The organism is Pleurocapsa minor HA4230-MV1 (genome assembly GCA_019359095.1).
GTDB classification, from domain to species: domain Bacteria; phylum Cyanobacteriota; class Cyanobacteriia; order Cyanobacteriales; family Xenococcaceae; genus Waterburya; species Waterburya minor.
This window is the reverse complement of sequence record JAHHHZ010000013.1, coordinates 433,185-448,820: the sequence shown is the minus strand read 5'-3', so window position 1 is coordinate 448,820 and position 15,636 is coordinate 433,185. Positions and strand designations below refer to the sequence as shown.

Here is a 15,636-nt window from a genome sequence, read left to right as displayed (position 1 = left end):
AACTGATAGAAGATTTAAGCGGTTATGAGGCAGAAAGTGTAGCAGTCAAGCAGAGACAGATAGCTTTACTAGCTAGCGAGTCTGTACCTACTACTGTTTCGTCAGCTAACTTGTAAGCACTCCAGCCATCGACTGTTGGCTTAAGAGCAACCTCGTTAGCCTTAGCTAAGTCCATAGCGTGAGGAATAGAATTACAGTAGTCAGCTAGATAACAAGTAAAGCCACTAGCATCGTGGTAAAAGATACCTTCGTCGTGAATCCAGCCGTTGACTTGAGTAGCAATTAGATGATTAATTTCTTGGTCAGTCATTACGCTACCATCTCCCTAATTAAAGCAGCACCACTACCAGCAGCAGCCCAAATACCAGAAACAACACCTGTGTAGTTTTCTAATTCATAACTAGCAATAAAACCACTAGCTGAAACTTTAGGAATCTTAATCGCATGATCGGCAACTGAGGCGGTCGCATCAAGGTCAATATATAAGTCTTGATTGCTGTTATTAGCAATTACCAATTTTTTACGGTTAGCATTAGCAGCTAAGAAAGCAACTGAAGTAGTAGAAATTGGCACAGTACCACCAAGAGCAGCACTAGCAAACAGGCTAGGTACGTTCACCACTGGTGCTGCGGGTTCAAAATTAATTGGCATAGAATCTTCGTAAATAGTTAAAGTTAATGATGATATCCAGGCAACTTTGAAAAACTTCAAAGTATAGCTAGGTTTAAAAACTTGCGGAACAAATAAGGTAGGCTCTTTTAGAGAAACGTTAAATTTCTCATCAGTTTTGACCAGCCCAACTAGAGGAATATCTAGATAGCTGTAAAAGAATCCTGCTAAATTCCAAGTAGATTTGAACCTAGACGGTTCAGAAACTTTTACAGCTATCCTTGATGAGAAGGTACTTAAAATAACCGTCTCAGGTTGGTCTATAACCCATTGTCCTATTTCGTTCCAGGTCATTTCAAAAGCTAGAAGAAACTAGCGGTACGAGGCTCGGATATTCCGTCAATTTCCCCACCTTTGTAAGTTGTCCCCAGAACATCGTCGTCAAATGTCAATGTCTTAGAAGCAGAGACTACAACATTGACAACTTTGTGCTTAGTGCCGACTTTTACTTTTACTCTCTTACGCGTACCTAGAGGAGACTTTAAAATTTCTTCTACTTTGGTAACAGGCATATTGATCTCAATTGTATCTGGATCAACTGCCTCGACCCCCGCATCAGTAGCAATTCCCGCGTAATGATCGGGAGGAGCTAAAAAATACGTCTCGTAAGTCTGCCCGTCTATAGTAGCTGTTAGCTTAAATTTCTTGAATCTTGCAACCATTTCTTTTAGTAATTATTAGGAATAAATAAAGTGTGAATAATATGCAGGTACTTAGCCCAGTCTTCTACGTCTTGGTATGCCCGAAGTAGTAACATCAACTCCTGCGTATTTTTTCGCTTGAACAGCAGCAATCCCCGCAGCAGCTTTGTTAATAGGACAAACAAGCTTAGCTGTTTTAGTTCGCGTTACGCCATTGACAGTTTTTTTGTAACTAATCCTAACTCTGATTAACTTGCCGTTTTTAAGCCCGTCCGACACCTCCATTCTGTCATCGTCGTCCGACACTTCTATGTCTCCAGTAAGTTTTGAGATGCCAAAAGCTGAACCTACTGTATAATCTGCCCCGTTGTCATAAACGTCGGGAAGTCGGATGAAATATTTTTTCGCTCCCACTGTAAATACATGCGGTCTTAATGCTGCCATCGTTTTTTAAATTGAATAACTACAGCCCAACTATATCAAAAGTTTTCAGGCTTCCCCCTAGCATAGAAACCTATAGGTTTAGCCGTTGTCCAATCAATTATTAGAGCTACTAAATTAACTTAGTCGAGACTTTTGTAGGGATGACACTTACAAGAGTAATGTCTTTAGCCATACCATGAACGGCTAATTCTGCGTGAGTGAAGTAAACTTTGGCAACAGGTCTTTGTTTTGGCTTGGTGTAAGCTTGCCCATTTACCCTCACTGTCTTAATCGCATTCCAGTTTTTTTCAGATGTAGAACGTGTCAACAGTTCTTCTTCAAGCGGGTTGTCTCCTTGAATTTCCAGCAAAGCGTTGATGACTGATTTTGCTTCTGCTTTGTTTTGGGCAGTAATAATGAACTCGTAGCCTTTCTCCTTGTCCCTGTAGCTGTATTTTTCCCTACCCTTAGTGAATGAATGTGGAGTACTCCCTCCAAAAATACGCTCTACTTTATTTCTCAAAGCAACGATGTCGGCTCTACTGCTTACATCTCCCTTGAACCTTACTGTATAAGCTGCTCTAGCAGGATATCTGTTGTTAGTAGCAGCTTCTTTAGTTCGCTCTCGCCAAAATAATTTGATTTGAGGTTGAAACCTAACTGTTTCGTGGAATGTTGTTGCAGGAATTCCATAAATAAACTCATCAAATAATCCTCTAGCTTCTACCCACCAAATCAGTAGACGACCAACGGTTAAAATCATTGGGTCTTTGTCTTTGTGCAGGCATATCCGTTTGATTAACTGCCTAGGGACACTTCTGCTTAGTGTATCTGGATCGTCATTAGTGACATCTTTGAAATGCTCAATAACTGTTCGATTGAAAAACTTTCTACAGAAGCTTTGAAATAGTTCAATATCATTGCTAGCCATAATCAATTAACTCGACTTTCTAGATTAGTACAAGTATACTAATAAAACTAACGAGGGTAAGTACATCTTTCTGAGTTGTTTAACAACTTGTTAAACAACTACCAGATACGTATTTAGACTCAAACAATTAGGTTGATTAACTATGGCAAGTTTTAATTATCAAGAAATTTTTACTCAACTCTGCTTGTTAAGTTGCCAATCTTACAAGAGATAAATCAGTCAAACAATACTCCGATCAGAGTACACACATCAATAAAACTCCTAACTATCTAAAATGACTCAAACACTAACAGACATTCTCGGTGCTAACGCCACTTCTACAGGCTCAACTATTACCATTGACCTAGCAGACTTCAAACACGCTAACGGAACACAGATGCTAGATAATCCTGCTACAGCGACCGCTAGCAAAAAAATAGCCACCCTCATCGCTGGAATACACTTGAGAGCTAAACCAGCTAAAGATGCTAACGGTGCAGAAATAACCGACAAGACTAACGTTCTCGTATCCTCTGATTCATTTAGTCCTAAAACTTTTGAAGTCAGACAAGACGTATCACAAATTAAGAATGAGTTTGTGTTTAGTCTCTACACGATAGATAGTACTGCATTCGATCCTGATAACGCAGTTTAATGGCACTTTGTTCTAACGGTCAAAAACCAACAATTGAATGGCAGTATGCAGGGGAGGATAAACAACAGATTATCGGTGCTGATAGTTATTCGCTCAACCCTCAAAGCAATAAATGCCCTGTCAGATACCATGCCTTTGGCACTTTCATGAACAAAACACTTCCTGATTGCAACAAAATATATTCCTGGAGAACTTCAGCAGCAATAATTGGGTCAGATGTTGCAACTTGGGACGCTGAAGTAAAACCTGTATCTAGTACGTGGGGAATACGGTTAAAAAATAATAATTATGGAGGAATACTTTTGTACGATCGTTCTCCTAATTACAACGTCAACTTGTTAACCGATTACCCAGCACAAAGCTGGAGAGAACAACCATTCGCCCAGCCATGTATAAACACTACCGCTTCTTACGGCACTAACTTTAAAACCATTGATGTTGTAAGAGTTGATGGTTTAACCGCCAATTGTACGGAATGCCTTTTTAAAATAACCAAAAACAACGTAGTAGTTTATCAAAAAGCAACTCCGACTTGTCCTATTGTCACTCATTTCTGTGGCGATCAATGTCCTCCAGGCACTTGTCAGTGTGATTGTGGTTCGGAGGTCTGTTGTTACGACACGAAAACAGGAAAAGCAGTAAAGAGTTTTAGGAAGTAAGGAGAGTAAATTAAAGGCTACTGATATACAAACCAATAATTAATTTCAAACAATAACAAGCATGGGAAGTTGTACCGATTTAGCTACTAAGCCAGAAGTAGCAGCAAAAATAGACAAGGCAGAAAAACCAGAAATAATTAAAGCTTCAGCCACAGCAGCAGTCCCTACTGTTGTAGCTATTGTAGCCACTTACGCAGATGAAGCAGCAGCCGTAGCCAAGGAAGCTTTAATGTTAGCTAAGTCTGGACTAGCATTAGCTAAAAGCGCACTAGGACAAATAGCTAAGTTTTTGGGAGGATTAGCCAATATCCTTAGCCTCATAGGATTACTAGCTACTCAAGCGCAGCTTTTAATTTTAAACAATGATCTTCGTAGACTGCAAAGCCAATTAAAACAGGTTCAAAGTATAGCTACAGGTGCAGCGTTTAGAGCTGAAGAGGCAATCAGGACGAGTAATGCTGCCGTATCTCAAGCGAATACGGCTATTGCTAAATCTAATGAAGCGATCGCCATTGCCAACGGTGTAGCTAGTAAAGCAAACCAAGCTATTACCATTGCTAACGCTGCTAACAGCGAAGCTATTAGAGCCAGAACTGAGGCGATAGCAGCCAGCAATCAAGCTAGTGATGCATCTAGGGCAGCTAGCTATGCTACTACTAAAGCTAACGAAGCTATTGTCAAAGCTGACGGAGCAATTACTCAAAGCAATCAAGCGAAAATAGAAGCTAATACGGCACTCAAAGATGCCAACGTAGCTAGCGCTAAGGCTGATGAAGCAATCAGGCAGTCTAATACTAACGCTCAAGAGCTAGCTAGCCTAAGAGCTGAAGTAGTGCAGCTTAAGCGTGAGGCAAGAAGTAAAGATATAGGGTTAGCAGTTTTAAGAGCAGCCGTAGCAGCTACTAAAGCAGAAGTAGCTAATAAAGAAAGTAAGTATATCGTCAGAACGGTTAAGCAGGCAACTATCACCAATGCCAGTGGCATTAGAGACTTAAAAGGTAATCTCATAGGGATGGAGTCAAAGATAGGTAAGACAGTGGGTGAACTGGGTACTACCTTGACCAAAACCTTCGATCAGAAAATAGCCGATAGCACGAAAGATATCAGGGCTGGTATCGGTGGAGGAGGAATTAGTCTCGAAGGAGCTAAAGCAGGTGTATTCAAAGACTTGTTTGGTAATACCAAAGCCAATAGTCAGTTAAAAGAAGTCATCGGTACAGAAGTTACAACACAAACAAAAGCATTAGAACTCGTGAACACACAACAATATACAGACCTAAAAACTCAAGTCGCAGGAATACCTCTTGTACTTGGGGGAATAGTAACAACAGGAATAGCAGCACAGCTTAAACCTTTTGGAGGAGCAATCAGCCAAACGGTTGTCCAAACAGCACCCGCAGCTATATCTCAGGCAGCAGCAGCAGGGGTATGCTCGACTACTCAGCCAGGAGGATGTATGAATAACAACATCCTTCAGCCTATTAATAAAAATCTCGATCGCTATCTCAATGCAGCAGGAGCAATAGGATCGGCAGCTAATAATGCCCTTCTGATGCGAATGCAGGGAGTTTTAAACACGGTTAAGGGCAACACAGACGTGATTAAGGCTACGACTAGTGCTACGCAAGGAATAGTAAGTCACGTAACCTACGGTTTACAAGCTGTTCAGAAGTTTGCCGATACCGCCTGGAAAGCTACTCATGCTGACAAGATACTCAATGGCATCACTACTACCTTAGTTATTCATAATGCTGTCATGTTAAGCGGTAATCTAGCTCAAACTGTAGGAGAAGCAGCTAGCGGTAGCTTAAGCGCTATGGGCATCAAAGATAGTGAAGGCAACCCTATTGATGTGAACGCTGTAGTTAAGGGTGAAATGACTAATCTAATTAAGTCTATGATAGGCACGGAGAACTATGCAGCTTTGACTAAAAAAATAGCAGCAGCTAATCGTATCTATCAAAGTACTGCTAACGTACTTGACCTAACCAGAAGCCTGTTTGATTCAGCCCGTAACGTAGCAGAGTTAACAGCAGAGAACACAGGGAAGATAGGGAATGCCCTAAGAGAGTCTGGGGCAGTCTACGAAGATGCTTATCAGTTAATGCAGGAAAAGGTTAACCCACAAAATCAAGCTATGCGAAGACTGGAAGGACTGAGCAATACCTTACAGACGCTAGAACAAGGGGCTAGCGCTATCTCTGAAGTTAGCTCAGAGATAGTAGAGACGAAAGAAAACATTGCCGAGTTAAGAAAAGAGAAGAAGGACTTAGCAGATGAGACTAAGCTGTTCTTAGATGCTGAAAAGGTTAAGAAGGAAGATGTCAAAGCAGAATCTCAAGCTGAGACTGAAATAGCTAAGCTTGATTTCGCTAAAGATGAAACTGATGACTAAAGGGTACACCTCTGGTAGTTGTTTAACAAGTTGTTAAACAACTTAGGAGTACCTACTCAGGTTCAGATTTCGTTTCAACTAACTTTCTAAGTTCTGCTACTTCACACTGTATTTCTGACAACTGTTCGCTCAGCTTTTCCATCTTTGCTGTATGTCTGATCATACAGGTTACCCAATTATCTAAGGCTCTTTCTAGCCTTTGTACCCTATCATTTGTTGTGTGACCCATAACTCCATAATCTCCTGCTTTTAGACCCATTCTTGTTAGGTACTGTTCTAGTATTTTGCTTAGTTTGATGCTTACTAACTCTTACTATTTTGCTTAGTATAGCTTCTGTTTCTCTAGACAGATAAAACCTATAAATCACCCCTAATCAGCGATGGTTAAAAGATAACTCTGAACCGAAGTTTGTCAACTGCTTGACCGTAGGTTTTCGAGGTACGAGAAACAGTTTACTAACGTAGGTGAAGAGGTAAAATATACAGCCTGCTGATAAGGGCTTAAGTAACATTTTAAAGCTGCTTAAAACAATAACCCCCCCTTGTGGTCGAAGCAAAGGAGGGCTGATTTCTTCTATATGAAAAAGCAAAACTTGCCAGGTTTTTTCGAGTATAACCTATCAATTTAAACTGTCAATAAAAAACGACTTCCAGCCAAGAAAGTCGTAAATTAATAGGAAATTATGTCTATGTTATTAGCTTTATGAATCTATAGTAACTCACCTAGCGCTCTACCATCTTTTTGATAAATTACTGACAGTAACCTAATGATTAGTTCTCGGTTATTTTCATCTTCTTTGACTAACTTTTTAGCTTCTGCTAGAGCTGTAACGAAGTCGATTGCTGACTGGTTAGAGTTAAGCAGTAGGTCTATTTTTGTTTGAGTTCCAATTCGCTTTTTATAATTAGAATCATTCATTGCTGGGGTATGTCCCATAGAAAAGCTCCTGATCTCTTGAGATATACCCGCTTGCATCCCATTAATGTTCCCCAAATTTCTATCGGCGTGAGTCTGAGTAAAAGGGGCATTCCACTTAACTAATTTCTTGCGAGCTTCTTTCGGGTAAAACTTTCTAATAGTCCTAGGGTTGTCACTCTTGGGCTTGTTGCTTGGGAGAACGGGAGTTTTGATCTTGAGTCTATCTATCAAGTCTGGGTATTTAGGCGGCACTTGAGGGCAAGCTAGCCTATGCCCAGTTTTTACTGTAGTCCCTAAATTGGTCTTATCTCCTATATAAATCAGGTTGTCTGTATTAGCGGGGTCGTTCAAAGCAGGGATAGATACGCCGTCTTTAGTGATATACGGTTCAAACAAGTTTTTGATTGCAAAAACTTCGCTTATTCTTAATGCATAGACTATCTGAGTCGAGAATATCCACAGCCAAGCTTCACGCACGTCCAAGCGTGCGTTTTTGTGAAGCTCTTCTGATTTTCCCGACACTTTGTCATGCCAAGCCAAGAATTGATTTAAGTCAATGCTTTGAAGTTCTAAAAATTCAGTTTGTGTAGTGTCGATGTCTTCCAAGGCATCAAGCAATGCGTGCTTTTTGTTGATTCTGCATAATTTCTTCATTGCCGATACGGCATAACCATAGACTTCTCTCCCTTTTCTCCTGGTATTTATAGCAGCCGTAATATCGGCTAGATTCATTGCTTTGTCATTAGGCAAATGCTTATAAAAATCTCCGTAGGTTACTAGCCAACTATCAATATCACTAGGGTTGCTCTTATCTCTTTTACGCTTGGTTCTACTCAACCTACTCCAAAAGTCATTCTCTACTTTTGCGATCGCTTCACCAAAAGTCAACCTATCATCTGCTAACTGACTTTCCTGCTTAATCTCCTTATCGTACCAGTCCCAGAATTCAACCTCAGAGATAAGAGATTTTAGAGCTTCTGCTACTTTCTTGGACTTACTCAAAGCTTCTACCATTCCATCCAAGGTAAAGGTACATCCACAGGCGTAAGGCTTCCTTGCTGTATTAGGAGTCTTAAACTGCAAATAGATATTTTGCCCTTTACGGGTCATTCCTACGCCCCTAGGCGTTTCCTTCTGGTATCTCTTGAAGTCAGATAGTAAACTTTCGTAACCAAACTCGTGATTATAATCCTTACTCACTTTTTACTCACTTTGCTTCTAAACGTTAGTGAGTAAGTGTTTGAGGGTACGCTATAGCAGTGGTTCAGCTAGTTGTCGCAGGTTCAATTCCTGTCATCCCGATGTCCGATCGACTTCGACATTTTTGCCTTTCCTGCTATTGTTGGCAATAGAATCATCTGCGTTGAGTTAAGCTAAAACCTCAGCAATACGATTTGAGAGATCAAAAGGATCGTAGGGTTTAGTAATCACTCCTGATACTTTTAACTGGGTAAATTGGCGCTGTTCGGCTGGATGGGCTTTTGCCGTGAGGAACATGACTGGAATATCTTTAGTTACAGCGTTAACCTGTAATTGTTCAAGAGTTTCTAAACCATCCATATCTGGCATCATTACATCCAACAAAATTAAAGCTGGCTGTTGGGCGATCGCCACAATCAATCCTTGTTTTCCCGAATTTGCGGTCACAATTTGCCAATTACCAACTATCTCTAAGCAAAGTTGGGTAGCTTCTCTAATATCGTCATCATCATCGATGATTAAAATTTTTCTAGTCATGAGCTTGTTCTCTCCTAGTATCGACTTGACAACTAATTGGCAAAGTGAAATAAAATGTACTACCTTGACCTAACGTGCTTTCTACCCAGATTTGACCACCATGTTGTTGGATGATACTACGACAGATTGCTAGTCCTAAACCTGTTCCACCTCGATCGCGTGAATCGGAAGCATCGACTTGTTGAAAGCGATCGAAGATTGTTTCTAAGTTTTCTGGAGGAATGCCCCTACCGCTATCTGTAACTTGAAATCTGACTATACTATCGTTGATTAACTGGGCAGCTATTTTAACTGAAGTATGGGGTGGAGAGAATTTAATCGCGTTATTGATGATATTAGTGAGGGTTTGAATAATGCGATCGCGATCCATCCGCACCTGAACTGACAGTGGTTGTACAGCTAGCTGGATCTGGGCTTTATCCGCTATACTCTGCATGATCTCGACGGCATCATTCATCACTTCGGTAGCGTCGTAACTTTCTTTGACCATTGCTACTCTGCCAGATTTAATTCGCTCTAAGTCTAAGATGTCATTAATTAAACGTACCAAACGATTGGAATTATCGAGGGCAATTTCCAACAAGCGTTGACTTTTACTTGATGCAAGATCTAAACCACTACTGGACAATACGCCGATCGCACTCCGAATAGAAGTTAAGGGGGTTCTCAGTTCATGGCTAACTACCGAGATAAATTCGTCTTTCATCCGATCGATAATTTGTCGTTCGGTAATATCTTTAAAAATTACTACCGCCCCCACAATTTGGTCTTTTTCTCTAATTGGCGTACTAACATACTCTACGGGAAAATGAGATTTATCTTTGCGCCAAAATAATTCGTTAGTGCCGTGGTGTACTTCACCAGTTTGGATAGTTTGATAAATCGGATTATTTTGCCAAGAATAAGCAATTCCTTCCGCTGTTGAATGGTTGACCATCTTGTGCATCGCCTTGTTTTGTAATTCATTGATGGAATATCCCAGCATCTCCGCACTAGCAGGGTTAACAAAGGTAGTGATACCTTCTAGGTTGAGTCCATAGATGCCTTCTCCTGCTGAATTTAAAATCAATTCGTTTTGATGACTCAGTCTTTCTAAGGAGGCTCTGGTTTTAAGGCGATCGCTGATTTCCTGGAGTAATCTTTGATTGGTTTGTTGCAGTTCTGTCGTTCGTTCTTCTACTCTTTGTTCTAAAGAAGTGTTGAGGGTGCAAATCTGCTGATACATTTGATATTGAAAGATAGCGATCGCAAAGTGACTACCTAAAGTTTGTGCTAGTTCAATTTCACGACTCACCCATGGACGGGCTTTATTTTGCTGAAGTTCGCGCCAAGTCTCAAAAGATTGACGAGGAAATTGATTACGAGGATCATCGCGATCGGGATGTCTTGCCCAAATAGTTTCAATATCTACCCCCTGGCGCAAAATGCTGAGATAACCGAGGATTTTTTGACGATGCTCTAACCTAATCGTTAAGATGCTTTTGATCTTAGTCGGTTTGAATGCTTGTTCTAGCTTGGCTGGTAACAAGTTAGCATCTGATTCAGCGATCGCCCAGGGTTGAATTACACTGTCAGTTTGGATAGTATTTTTAAGCCAGGTTTGCCAGTCTGGATGTTCTTCGACGGGTATTGATGCTTGCTTTTGCTTTAACAGTATAGGCTGTTCTCCAAAGACATATAATTGAGCTGGTGAATCAGAATTTTGAGGAGTAATATAAACTCTACCTCCCGCTCCTTGTAAAGCCCAAACCGTTTGCTGCAAGGCCTGTTTTAGCTGCATTGGAGTCATCGAATGTAAAGACTGACCAACCAGATTAATCGAGGCTTCTTGTTTGGCTTGGACGCGAGCAGATTCGAGTAGATTGGATTGAGCGATCGCAATTGAGGTTTGATCGGCAACTAATTGAACTACTTCTAATTCCCTCTCGGTTACTATTCGAGGCAAGCGATGATGAGAAACCAACAATCCCCAAAGACGATCATCATCCAGAATCGGCACGACTAAAGAAGACTGTACCCCCATTGCCGTTAAGTACTCGGCATGACAAGGATCGACAGTACGAAACTGAATATATTCACGATCGCAATTATCAACTGAGGCACTCATACCAATTTGCTTAGAAGCAACATTGACAATAGTTCTCTGACGCTCGTTCAAATAGAGTTGGCGCATTGCTAGGGGAATGTCTTCCTCTGGAAAATGTTGACCCAATAAAGATGGCAAATGGCAATTGGCGATCGATTCGGCTACTACTTCTCCACTACCATCTGATTTAAATTGGTAAACTTTAACCCGATCTGTGCCTAAAAAAGACCGCACTTCGGCTGTCGCACCAGAAAGAATTACTGACAACTCCAAAGATTGTCGAATGCGATTAGTCATCCGATGCAGTAACATCCCTAGAGAATCAGCTTGGCGATTAGTAATGTCATGTGGGTGTTGGGGTTGCTCAAAATTTAATTGTTCATTGTTCATTTAACTAAACTTGTCAATAATTGACCACGATTCAGGTGGTTAAATATTTTAGGAACTAATTCTGAGGAAGTTGTGATCTTACCTAACTGGTGTTTATGTAGGGAAATAGGGAGATGCCCTAAAGGATATGCGTAGCGGTATGCTTTAGGGCAAGAAGTCTAAGTAGGTAGGCAAAATAATTGATCAAACCCCTACCCTTAGAGCTATTTGTTACTCGTTACTCGTTACTTGTTACTCCCTAACCTCATTTCCAATTTAATTACACCCACCTACTTATTCCACTAGTTTTTGCTAACATTGCCAACAAAAATGATCCTGCTTTCAAAAAAACAGAATCATTTTGCAACTTATACTTAAGGATATTTAAAGACAAGAAAGATCAACAAACAACAACAATTAATTGATTTTGTCTTTCAGATGACTGTTAACTAGTCAACTGCTTTTTTTACTGCATCTTTTCCATCTTCAACAGCATGTTTAGTGGATGCTTCGCCTTGCTTTGCTTTTCCTTCAGCTTGGTCGCCTTTATCACCAGTTACTTTGCCTAAAGCTTCTTGAGCTTTTCCTTCAACATTTTTGGCTGTAGCTTTTGCTCTATCTTCAGCACTCATAATAATTAATCTCCGTGAGTTTATCTATTTGTGATTAACGTTAATGATAGATAAACTTTATACAAAATTTATCCATCTAAGGTTGTAAGCTTAGAAGTTTGGCATTTAATCCTATTTAATCCTATTTAACTTAAGCGCGATCGCTTTTACTAACTATTCTGTTGTAATTCTATAAATTGAAAATTAGCTAGAGCAAAATTTAAATTTCTATCTCAAGAGCGATTTTAAGAGCTTGCTAAATCAAGTACAACTTAGAGTGCTAAATCTAAATCTTGTTAAGTATTATACAAAGGAAAATTATGCACGCAAAACAATTTTTATCTGTCAAACGCTGGATAGTTACAAGTATCTTGAGTCTGTTGACCATCGCTTTTGTTTGGCAGGGTATGTTTATAGTTAATGATACAGCCATGGCTGGTTCTGTGATCTTGGCCGATCTCGGCAATCGAGTCGAAAATGAAGCCGATCGCGGTCTCGAAAAAAGCAAAGGTTTTATTGAAGATACGAAAGAAAAGGTCAAAGAAACTGCTAATAAAAATGCTAGCAAAGTCGATCGCTCAACAGACAATGATAGTTTGCTAGAAAACAAAGCTAAAAGAGATAAAGCTCGAATTGAGCAAAAAGCAGATAAAGATGCAGCTCGAACTAAAAAAGCAGTAGATAAAACTCAGAATATTATTGAAAGCACTGTTGATAATATCAAAGATGTTTTTAAAAATTAACAAATAAACATAAATTGTGCGATCGCGCTGGTTTTTTTTAAGTAAAATGCGATCGCACGTTTCATCTTTCTTATTGTTGCCAAAAAAGATCAAATAGTTGTTTCTGTAGTTAAGAAAACTAATCGATCACCTTGGACTAGCTCCGCATCAGCAATAATGCCATCTTCCAGGCTATGAGCCTGAGTGCCAGAAATAAAGCGCGTTCCTGATGCTTCCCCAAATAAGTCAGAAACATCAAGAATACTAGAAGTTTCCCAATTACCGAGATCATCAGGTTGGGAGTCAGTATCCCAGGCAAAAGCACCCAGACCATCAGAAATTAGACCATCAGAAATTCCTGAAGGTGTATAACCGTTAGATTCTTCGCCGAGCGTAAAAATGGGATCTACTTCGTAGCCATTCAATTCCTTTACTTGTGCAGGTTGTTCTGTATCCCCAGTATTTTCGATTGGTGTCGGATTTACAACATTTCCTCCTAAATTTGGATCTAAATTTAAAGGGGTGTCTAAATCGATTAAAGCTACTTCGTTGTTATCAATGTCTCCTTCTCTTCCTTGGGAAAAAGGATAGTTGTTATCGTTGGCAACTAGGATGGTATCTCGATCGACTACGACAACATTTTCGATAGTTGTAAAAGGCATATCGTAGGTTGTTTTACCATCGCCATTGAAGTCATTGGGGTCATCAATGTTTAATAGATCGACGACTTCTTCTTTTGCCACAAAACCGTTTTCATCTACCTGAGAAATATCGATTTTGAAGATCTTTTTAAACTTGGCTTCTTCTCCCTGATTTGCATCTCTTTCAATCACCAAAAATTCATGGTCGTTAATCGGCGTAAAGTCCCCAATCGGATTACCATCAGTAGTCTGATAGTAGCCAAGCAAACCCTGATGAGAAGATGACTCGACATCAAATTCATAGATGCGTAAAGAATTTTCTGGATCGCCGTCTACTGTTCCCTCTAACAAAGGATAAAGAGTCTTACGGTCAGGACTAAACGCCATGCCTTCAAAGCCTTGAGAACGAGCCAAATTAGGTAAATCGTCACCTAAATTAGGATTTTGGGGAGAGGTAACAAATTCTCCCGTCACAGAATCTACTACCGCTACTCCCGTGCCAGGAAAGTCGGTAAAGAAGCCATCGACTCCCAGCTCAATTAGTTGTTTGAACTCATCTTCAGGAGTCTGAGGATTTCCCTCAGCATCCAGGGTCAGAAATTGTTCTTCATTCCGCAAAGTATAGGGATGTACTTGCAAACCCGCATCGTGTGCATAATCTACCAGCGGGAAAACTTCTCCTGTTAGCTGGGTGCTAATTTCAGCCTTACCATCGCCATTGCCGTCTACGGGTGTATCTAACTCAGACCGTAATAAGATATTATTCTTCCAAGGCCCTAAACCACCAGCGTAGTTACTGATTATTTCAATCACTTCGGGGTTGGCAAGGTCGCCATAAGTAATTCCTTGCCCAACTTCGGGATGATAACTTCCGTCTTCGCCAATAATCCCTAAAGCAGTTAGTAACTCTTCACCATAGGTTGCAACCGCGTCTGATTGAGAAAACGTTTCTTGGCTAAAGTTAGCTACAAAATCGTAGGGAACAGAAAAACCACCACCGCCGTCGTTGATATCCTCGTCTTCCGTATTACCCAATAACTGAACCAGAGGAATATCGCCTAAACCTGCTGCTGATAAAGTGGCTTCGAGTTCAATTAAGTTACTAACTTCAAAAGACTGAATAAAAATACGACTGGGATCGGTAAAGCCACTATCTTGTAAAGTTTTAACTAGAGATTCTTCTAAAGATAAACCCTGTTCGTCAAAAAAAGTGGGATGCTTGGTTTCGGGATAGATGCCAACCTTGACCCCTGTCTCTGCTTCTGTCTCTTGGACTAATTGAATTACTTCCTCAAAAGTAGGAATTTCAAATGCACCATCAAACTCATCAGAACGGGAATCTTGGGGCTGCACTGCCCGTAGTTGCTTGATTTCCGCTAAAGTAAAGTCTTCGGCAAAATAGCCTGTTACCTCTTCTCCATCCAGGGTTTTGGTAGACATGCGATCTGCGCCAAATACCTCTGCCACATTAGTCGTATCATCTAAAATAGGCTCGTGACGAACGATTAACACCCCGTCTTTAGTCGATACTAAATCTGGTTCAATAAAATCTGCCCCTTGAGCGATCGCCAGCCGATAAGCTTCTAGAGTATGTTCGGGTAATAAACCACTTGCGCCACGATGTCCGATAACCAGAGGATCTTGACCGTTAAGGGTATTTAAGTTAGTAACATTAGGAGTTGCAATAGGAGCTTCTAATAACTCACCATCAGAGTTGAAGTGCAATAAATAAGGGCCAAATTCGTCACCGACCCAAATATCACCCCGATCGTCAATTACCAAAGATTCAGGATCGAAGTCTGCTCCTGTAAGCAAACGGTCTTCGCTGTCTTCGTTAACTAGATTAAAATCAATTAAATTATTTGGATCTGATAGCTGAATAAAATTTTCTATTTCGATCGTGCCGTCACCATTTTCTACACCCGTAAAGTTGGCGTCTGCTTGATAGATTCGCAATAAATAATCAGCACTATTTCCTTGTTCACCAAAGCCATTATCAGATAAAAACCAAAATGCTCCAGTATTATCGGGTGCAAACTGTACCCCACTAAAACCCTGGACAGGCTGACCATCAAAAGGCCCTGTGCGTCCATTGGCATCTATTGGATTACCCTCGCCGTCATCACCCCCCGCAGGCATACCTTCTGCGAAAGTATCTGCTGGCAAGAAAGCAAAACCAGCTAATTGATTAGTCATGGT

Annotated in this window: 15 protein-coding genes; 4 read left to right on the top strand and 11 right to left on the bottom strand. The window is 40.5% G+C overall.

What is annotated here, in order from left to right:
• Positions 1-22: 22 nt before the first annotated feature.
• The 5 genes from KME09_06930 to KME09_06910 all read right to left on the bottom strand — a co-directional run bounded on the left by KME09_06930 (position 23) and on the right by KME09_06910 (position 2,496).
• Positions 23-310: a hypothetical protein gene (locus tag KME09_06930; GenBank protein MBW4533657.1), complete on the bottom strand. Its 288-nt coding sequence runs from the start codon at positions 308-310 to the stop codon at positions 23-25.
• Complete coding sequence (locus KME09_06925) at positions 310-963, bottom strand: hypothetical protein (protein MBW4533656.1); 654 nt, start codon at positions 961-963, stop codon at positions 310-312. Before KME09_06925 ends, KME09_06930 begins: the two co-directional genes overlap by 1 nt.
• Before the next feature lie 8 nt (positions 964-971).
• On the bottom strand, positions 972-1,331 hold the full coding sequence (locus KME09_06920; protein MBW4533655.1) for a hypothetical protein: 360 nt from the start codon (positions 1,329-1,331) through the stop codon (positions 972-974).
• Between the two features lie 51 nt (positions 1,332-1,382).
• Entirely contained in the window at positions 1,383-1,754 is a 372-nt protein-coding gene (locus tag KME09_06915; GenBank protein ID MBW4533654.1) for a hypothetical protein, read from the bottom strand.
• A gap of 109 nt (positions 1,755-1,863) precedes the next feature.
• The gene (locus tag KME09_06910; protein MBW4533653.1) at positions 1,864-2,496 is read right to left on the bottom strand and encodes a hypothetical protein; all 633 of its coding nucleotides are present in this window, start codon (positions 2,494-2,496) and stop codon (positions 1,864-1,866) included.
• 442 nt (positions 2,497-2,938) lie between these two features.
• Between KME09_06910 and KME09_06905 the strand changes: the two genes are divergently transcribed.
• The 3 genes from KME09_06905 to KME09_06895 all read left to right on the top strand — a co-directional run bounded on the left by KME09_06905 (position 2,939) and on the right by KME09_06895 (position 6,352).
• Positions 2,939-3,298, top strand: a complete 360-nt coding sequence (locus KME09_06905; GenBank protein ID MBW4533652.1) for a hypothetical protein — start codon at positions 2,939-2,941, stop codon at positions 3,296-3,298.
• Entirely contained in the window at positions 3,298-3,957 is a 660-nt protein-coding gene (locus tag KME09_06900; protein MBW4533651.1) for a hypothetical protein, read from the top strand. Before KME09_06905 ends, KME09_06900 begins: the two co-directional genes overlap by 1 nt.
• A 61-nt stretch (positions 3,958-4,018) precedes the next feature.
• On the top strand, positions 4,019-6,352 hold the full coding sequence (locus KME09_06895) for a hypothetical protein (GenBank protein ID MBW4533650.1): 2,334 nt from the start codon (positions 4,019-4,021) through the stop codon (positions 6,350-6,352).
• 52 nt (positions 6,353-6,404) lie between these two features.
• Here KME09_06895 and KME09_06890 read toward each other — a convergent pair whose 3' ends face one another.
• The 5 genes from KME09_06890 to KME09_06870 all read right to left on the bottom strand — a co-directional run bounded on the left by KME09_06890 (position 6,405) and on the right by KME09_06870 (position 12,095).
• A complete protein-coding gene (locus KME09_06890; protein MBW4533649.1) occupies positions 6,405-6,611 on the bottom strand; it encodes a hypothetical protein in 207 nt (68 codons plus the stop codon).
• A gap of 450 nt (positions 6,612-7,061) precedes the next feature.
• A complete protein-coding gene (locus KME09_06885; protein MBW4533648.1) occupies positions 7,062-8,471 on the bottom strand; it encodes a hypothetical protein in 1,410 nt (469 codons plus the stop codon).
• A 168-nt stretch (positions 8,472-8,639) separates the two neighbouring features.
• The gene (locus KME09_06880) at positions 8,640-9,008 is read right to left on the bottom strand and encodes a response regulator (GenBank protein ID MBW4533647.1); all 369 of its coding nucleotides are present in this window, start codon (positions 9,006-9,008) and stop codon (positions 8,640-8,642) included.
• The gene (locus KME09_06875) at positions 9,001-11,484 is read right to left on the bottom strand and encodes a GAF domain-containing protein (protein ID MBW4533646.1); all 2,484 of its coding nucleotides are present in this window, start codon (positions 11,482-11,484) and stop codon (positions 9,001-9,003) included. Before KME09_06875 ends, KME09_06880 begins: the two co-directional genes overlap by 8 nt.
• A gap of 428 nt (positions 11,485-11,912) precedes the next feature.
• On the bottom strand, positions 11,913-12,095 hold the full coding sequence (locus KME09_06870; GenBank protein MBW4533645.1) for a CsbD family protein: 183 nt from the start codon (positions 12,093-12,095) through the stop codon (positions 11,913-11,915).
• A 299-nt stretch (positions 12,096-12,394) separates the two neighbouring features.
• Here KME09_06870 and KME09_06865 point away from each other — a divergent pair, with 299 nt between their 5' ends.
• Complete coding sequence (locus tag KME09_06865) at positions 12,395-12,817, top strand: hypothetical protein (protein MBW4533644.1); 423 nt, start codon at positions 12,395-12,397, stop codon at positions 12,815-12,817.
• Positions 12,818-12,906: 89 nt separating this feature from the next.
• On the opposite strand, the gene KME09_06860 is transcribed toward KME09_06865, so the two are convergent.
• A complete protein-coding gene (locus KME09_06860) occupies positions 12,907-15,633 on the bottom strand; it encodes an esterase-like activity of phytase family protein (protein MBW4533643.1) in 2,727 nt (908 codons plus the stop codon).
• Positions 15,634-15,636: the final 3 nt, after the last annotated feature.

Bases quoted from the DNA above. Each gene is read 5' to 3' on its own strand.
- KME09_06930 (MBW4533657.1), bottom strand. From the start codon at position 310: ATGACTGACCAAGAAATTAATCATCTAATTGCTACTCAAGTCAACGGC.
- KME09_06925 (MBW4533656.1), bottom strand. From the start codon at position 963: ATGACCTGGAACGAAATAGGACAATGGGTTATAGACCAACCTGAGACG.
- KME09_06920 (MBW4533655.1), bottom strand. From the start codon at position 1,331: ATGGTTGCAAGATTCAAGAAATTTAAGCTAACAGCTACTATAGACGGG.
- KME09_06915 (MBW4533654.1), bottom strand. From the start codon at position 1,754: ATGGCAGCATTAAGACCGCATGTATTTACAGTGGGAGCGAAAAAATAT.
- KME09_06910 (MBW4533653.1), bottom strand. From the start codon at position 2,496: ATGATTTTAACCGTTGGTCGTCTACTGATTTGGTGGGTAGAAGCTAGA.
- KME09_06905 (MBW4533652.1), top strand. From the start codon at position 2,939: ATGACTCAAACACTAACAGACATTCTCGGTGCTAACGCCACTTCTACA.
- KME09_06900 (MBW4533651.1), top strand. From the start codon at position 3,298: ATGGCACTTTGTTCTAACGGTCAAAAACCAACAATTGAATGGCAGTAT.
- KME09_06895 (MBW4533650.1), top strand. From the start codon at position 4,019: ATGGGAAGTTGTACCGATTTAGCTACTAAGCCAGAAGTAGCAGCAAAA.
- KME09_06890 (MBW4533649.1), bottom strand. From the start codon at position 6,611: ATGGGTCTAAAAGCAGGAGATTATGGAGTTATGGGTCACACAACAAAT.
- KME09_06880 (MBW4533647.1), bottom strand. From the start codon at position 9,008: ATGACTAGAAAAATTTTAATCATCGATGATGATGACGATATTAGAGAA.
- KME09_06875 (MBW4533646.1), bottom strand. From the start codon at position 11,484: ATGAACAATGAACAATTAAATTTTGAGCAACCCCAACACCCACATGAC.
- KME09_06870 (MBW4533645.1), bottom strand. From the start codon at position 12,095: ATGAGTGCTGAAGATAGAGCAAAAGCTACAGCCAAAAATGTTGAAGGA.
- KME09_06865 (MBW4533644.1), top strand. From the start codon at position 12,395: ATGCACGCAAAACAATTTTTATCTGTCAAACGCTGGATAGTTACAAGT.
- KME09_06860 (MBW4533643.1), bottom strand. From the start codon at position 15,633: ATGACTAATCAATTAGCTGGTTTTGCTTTCTTGCCAGCAGATACTTTC.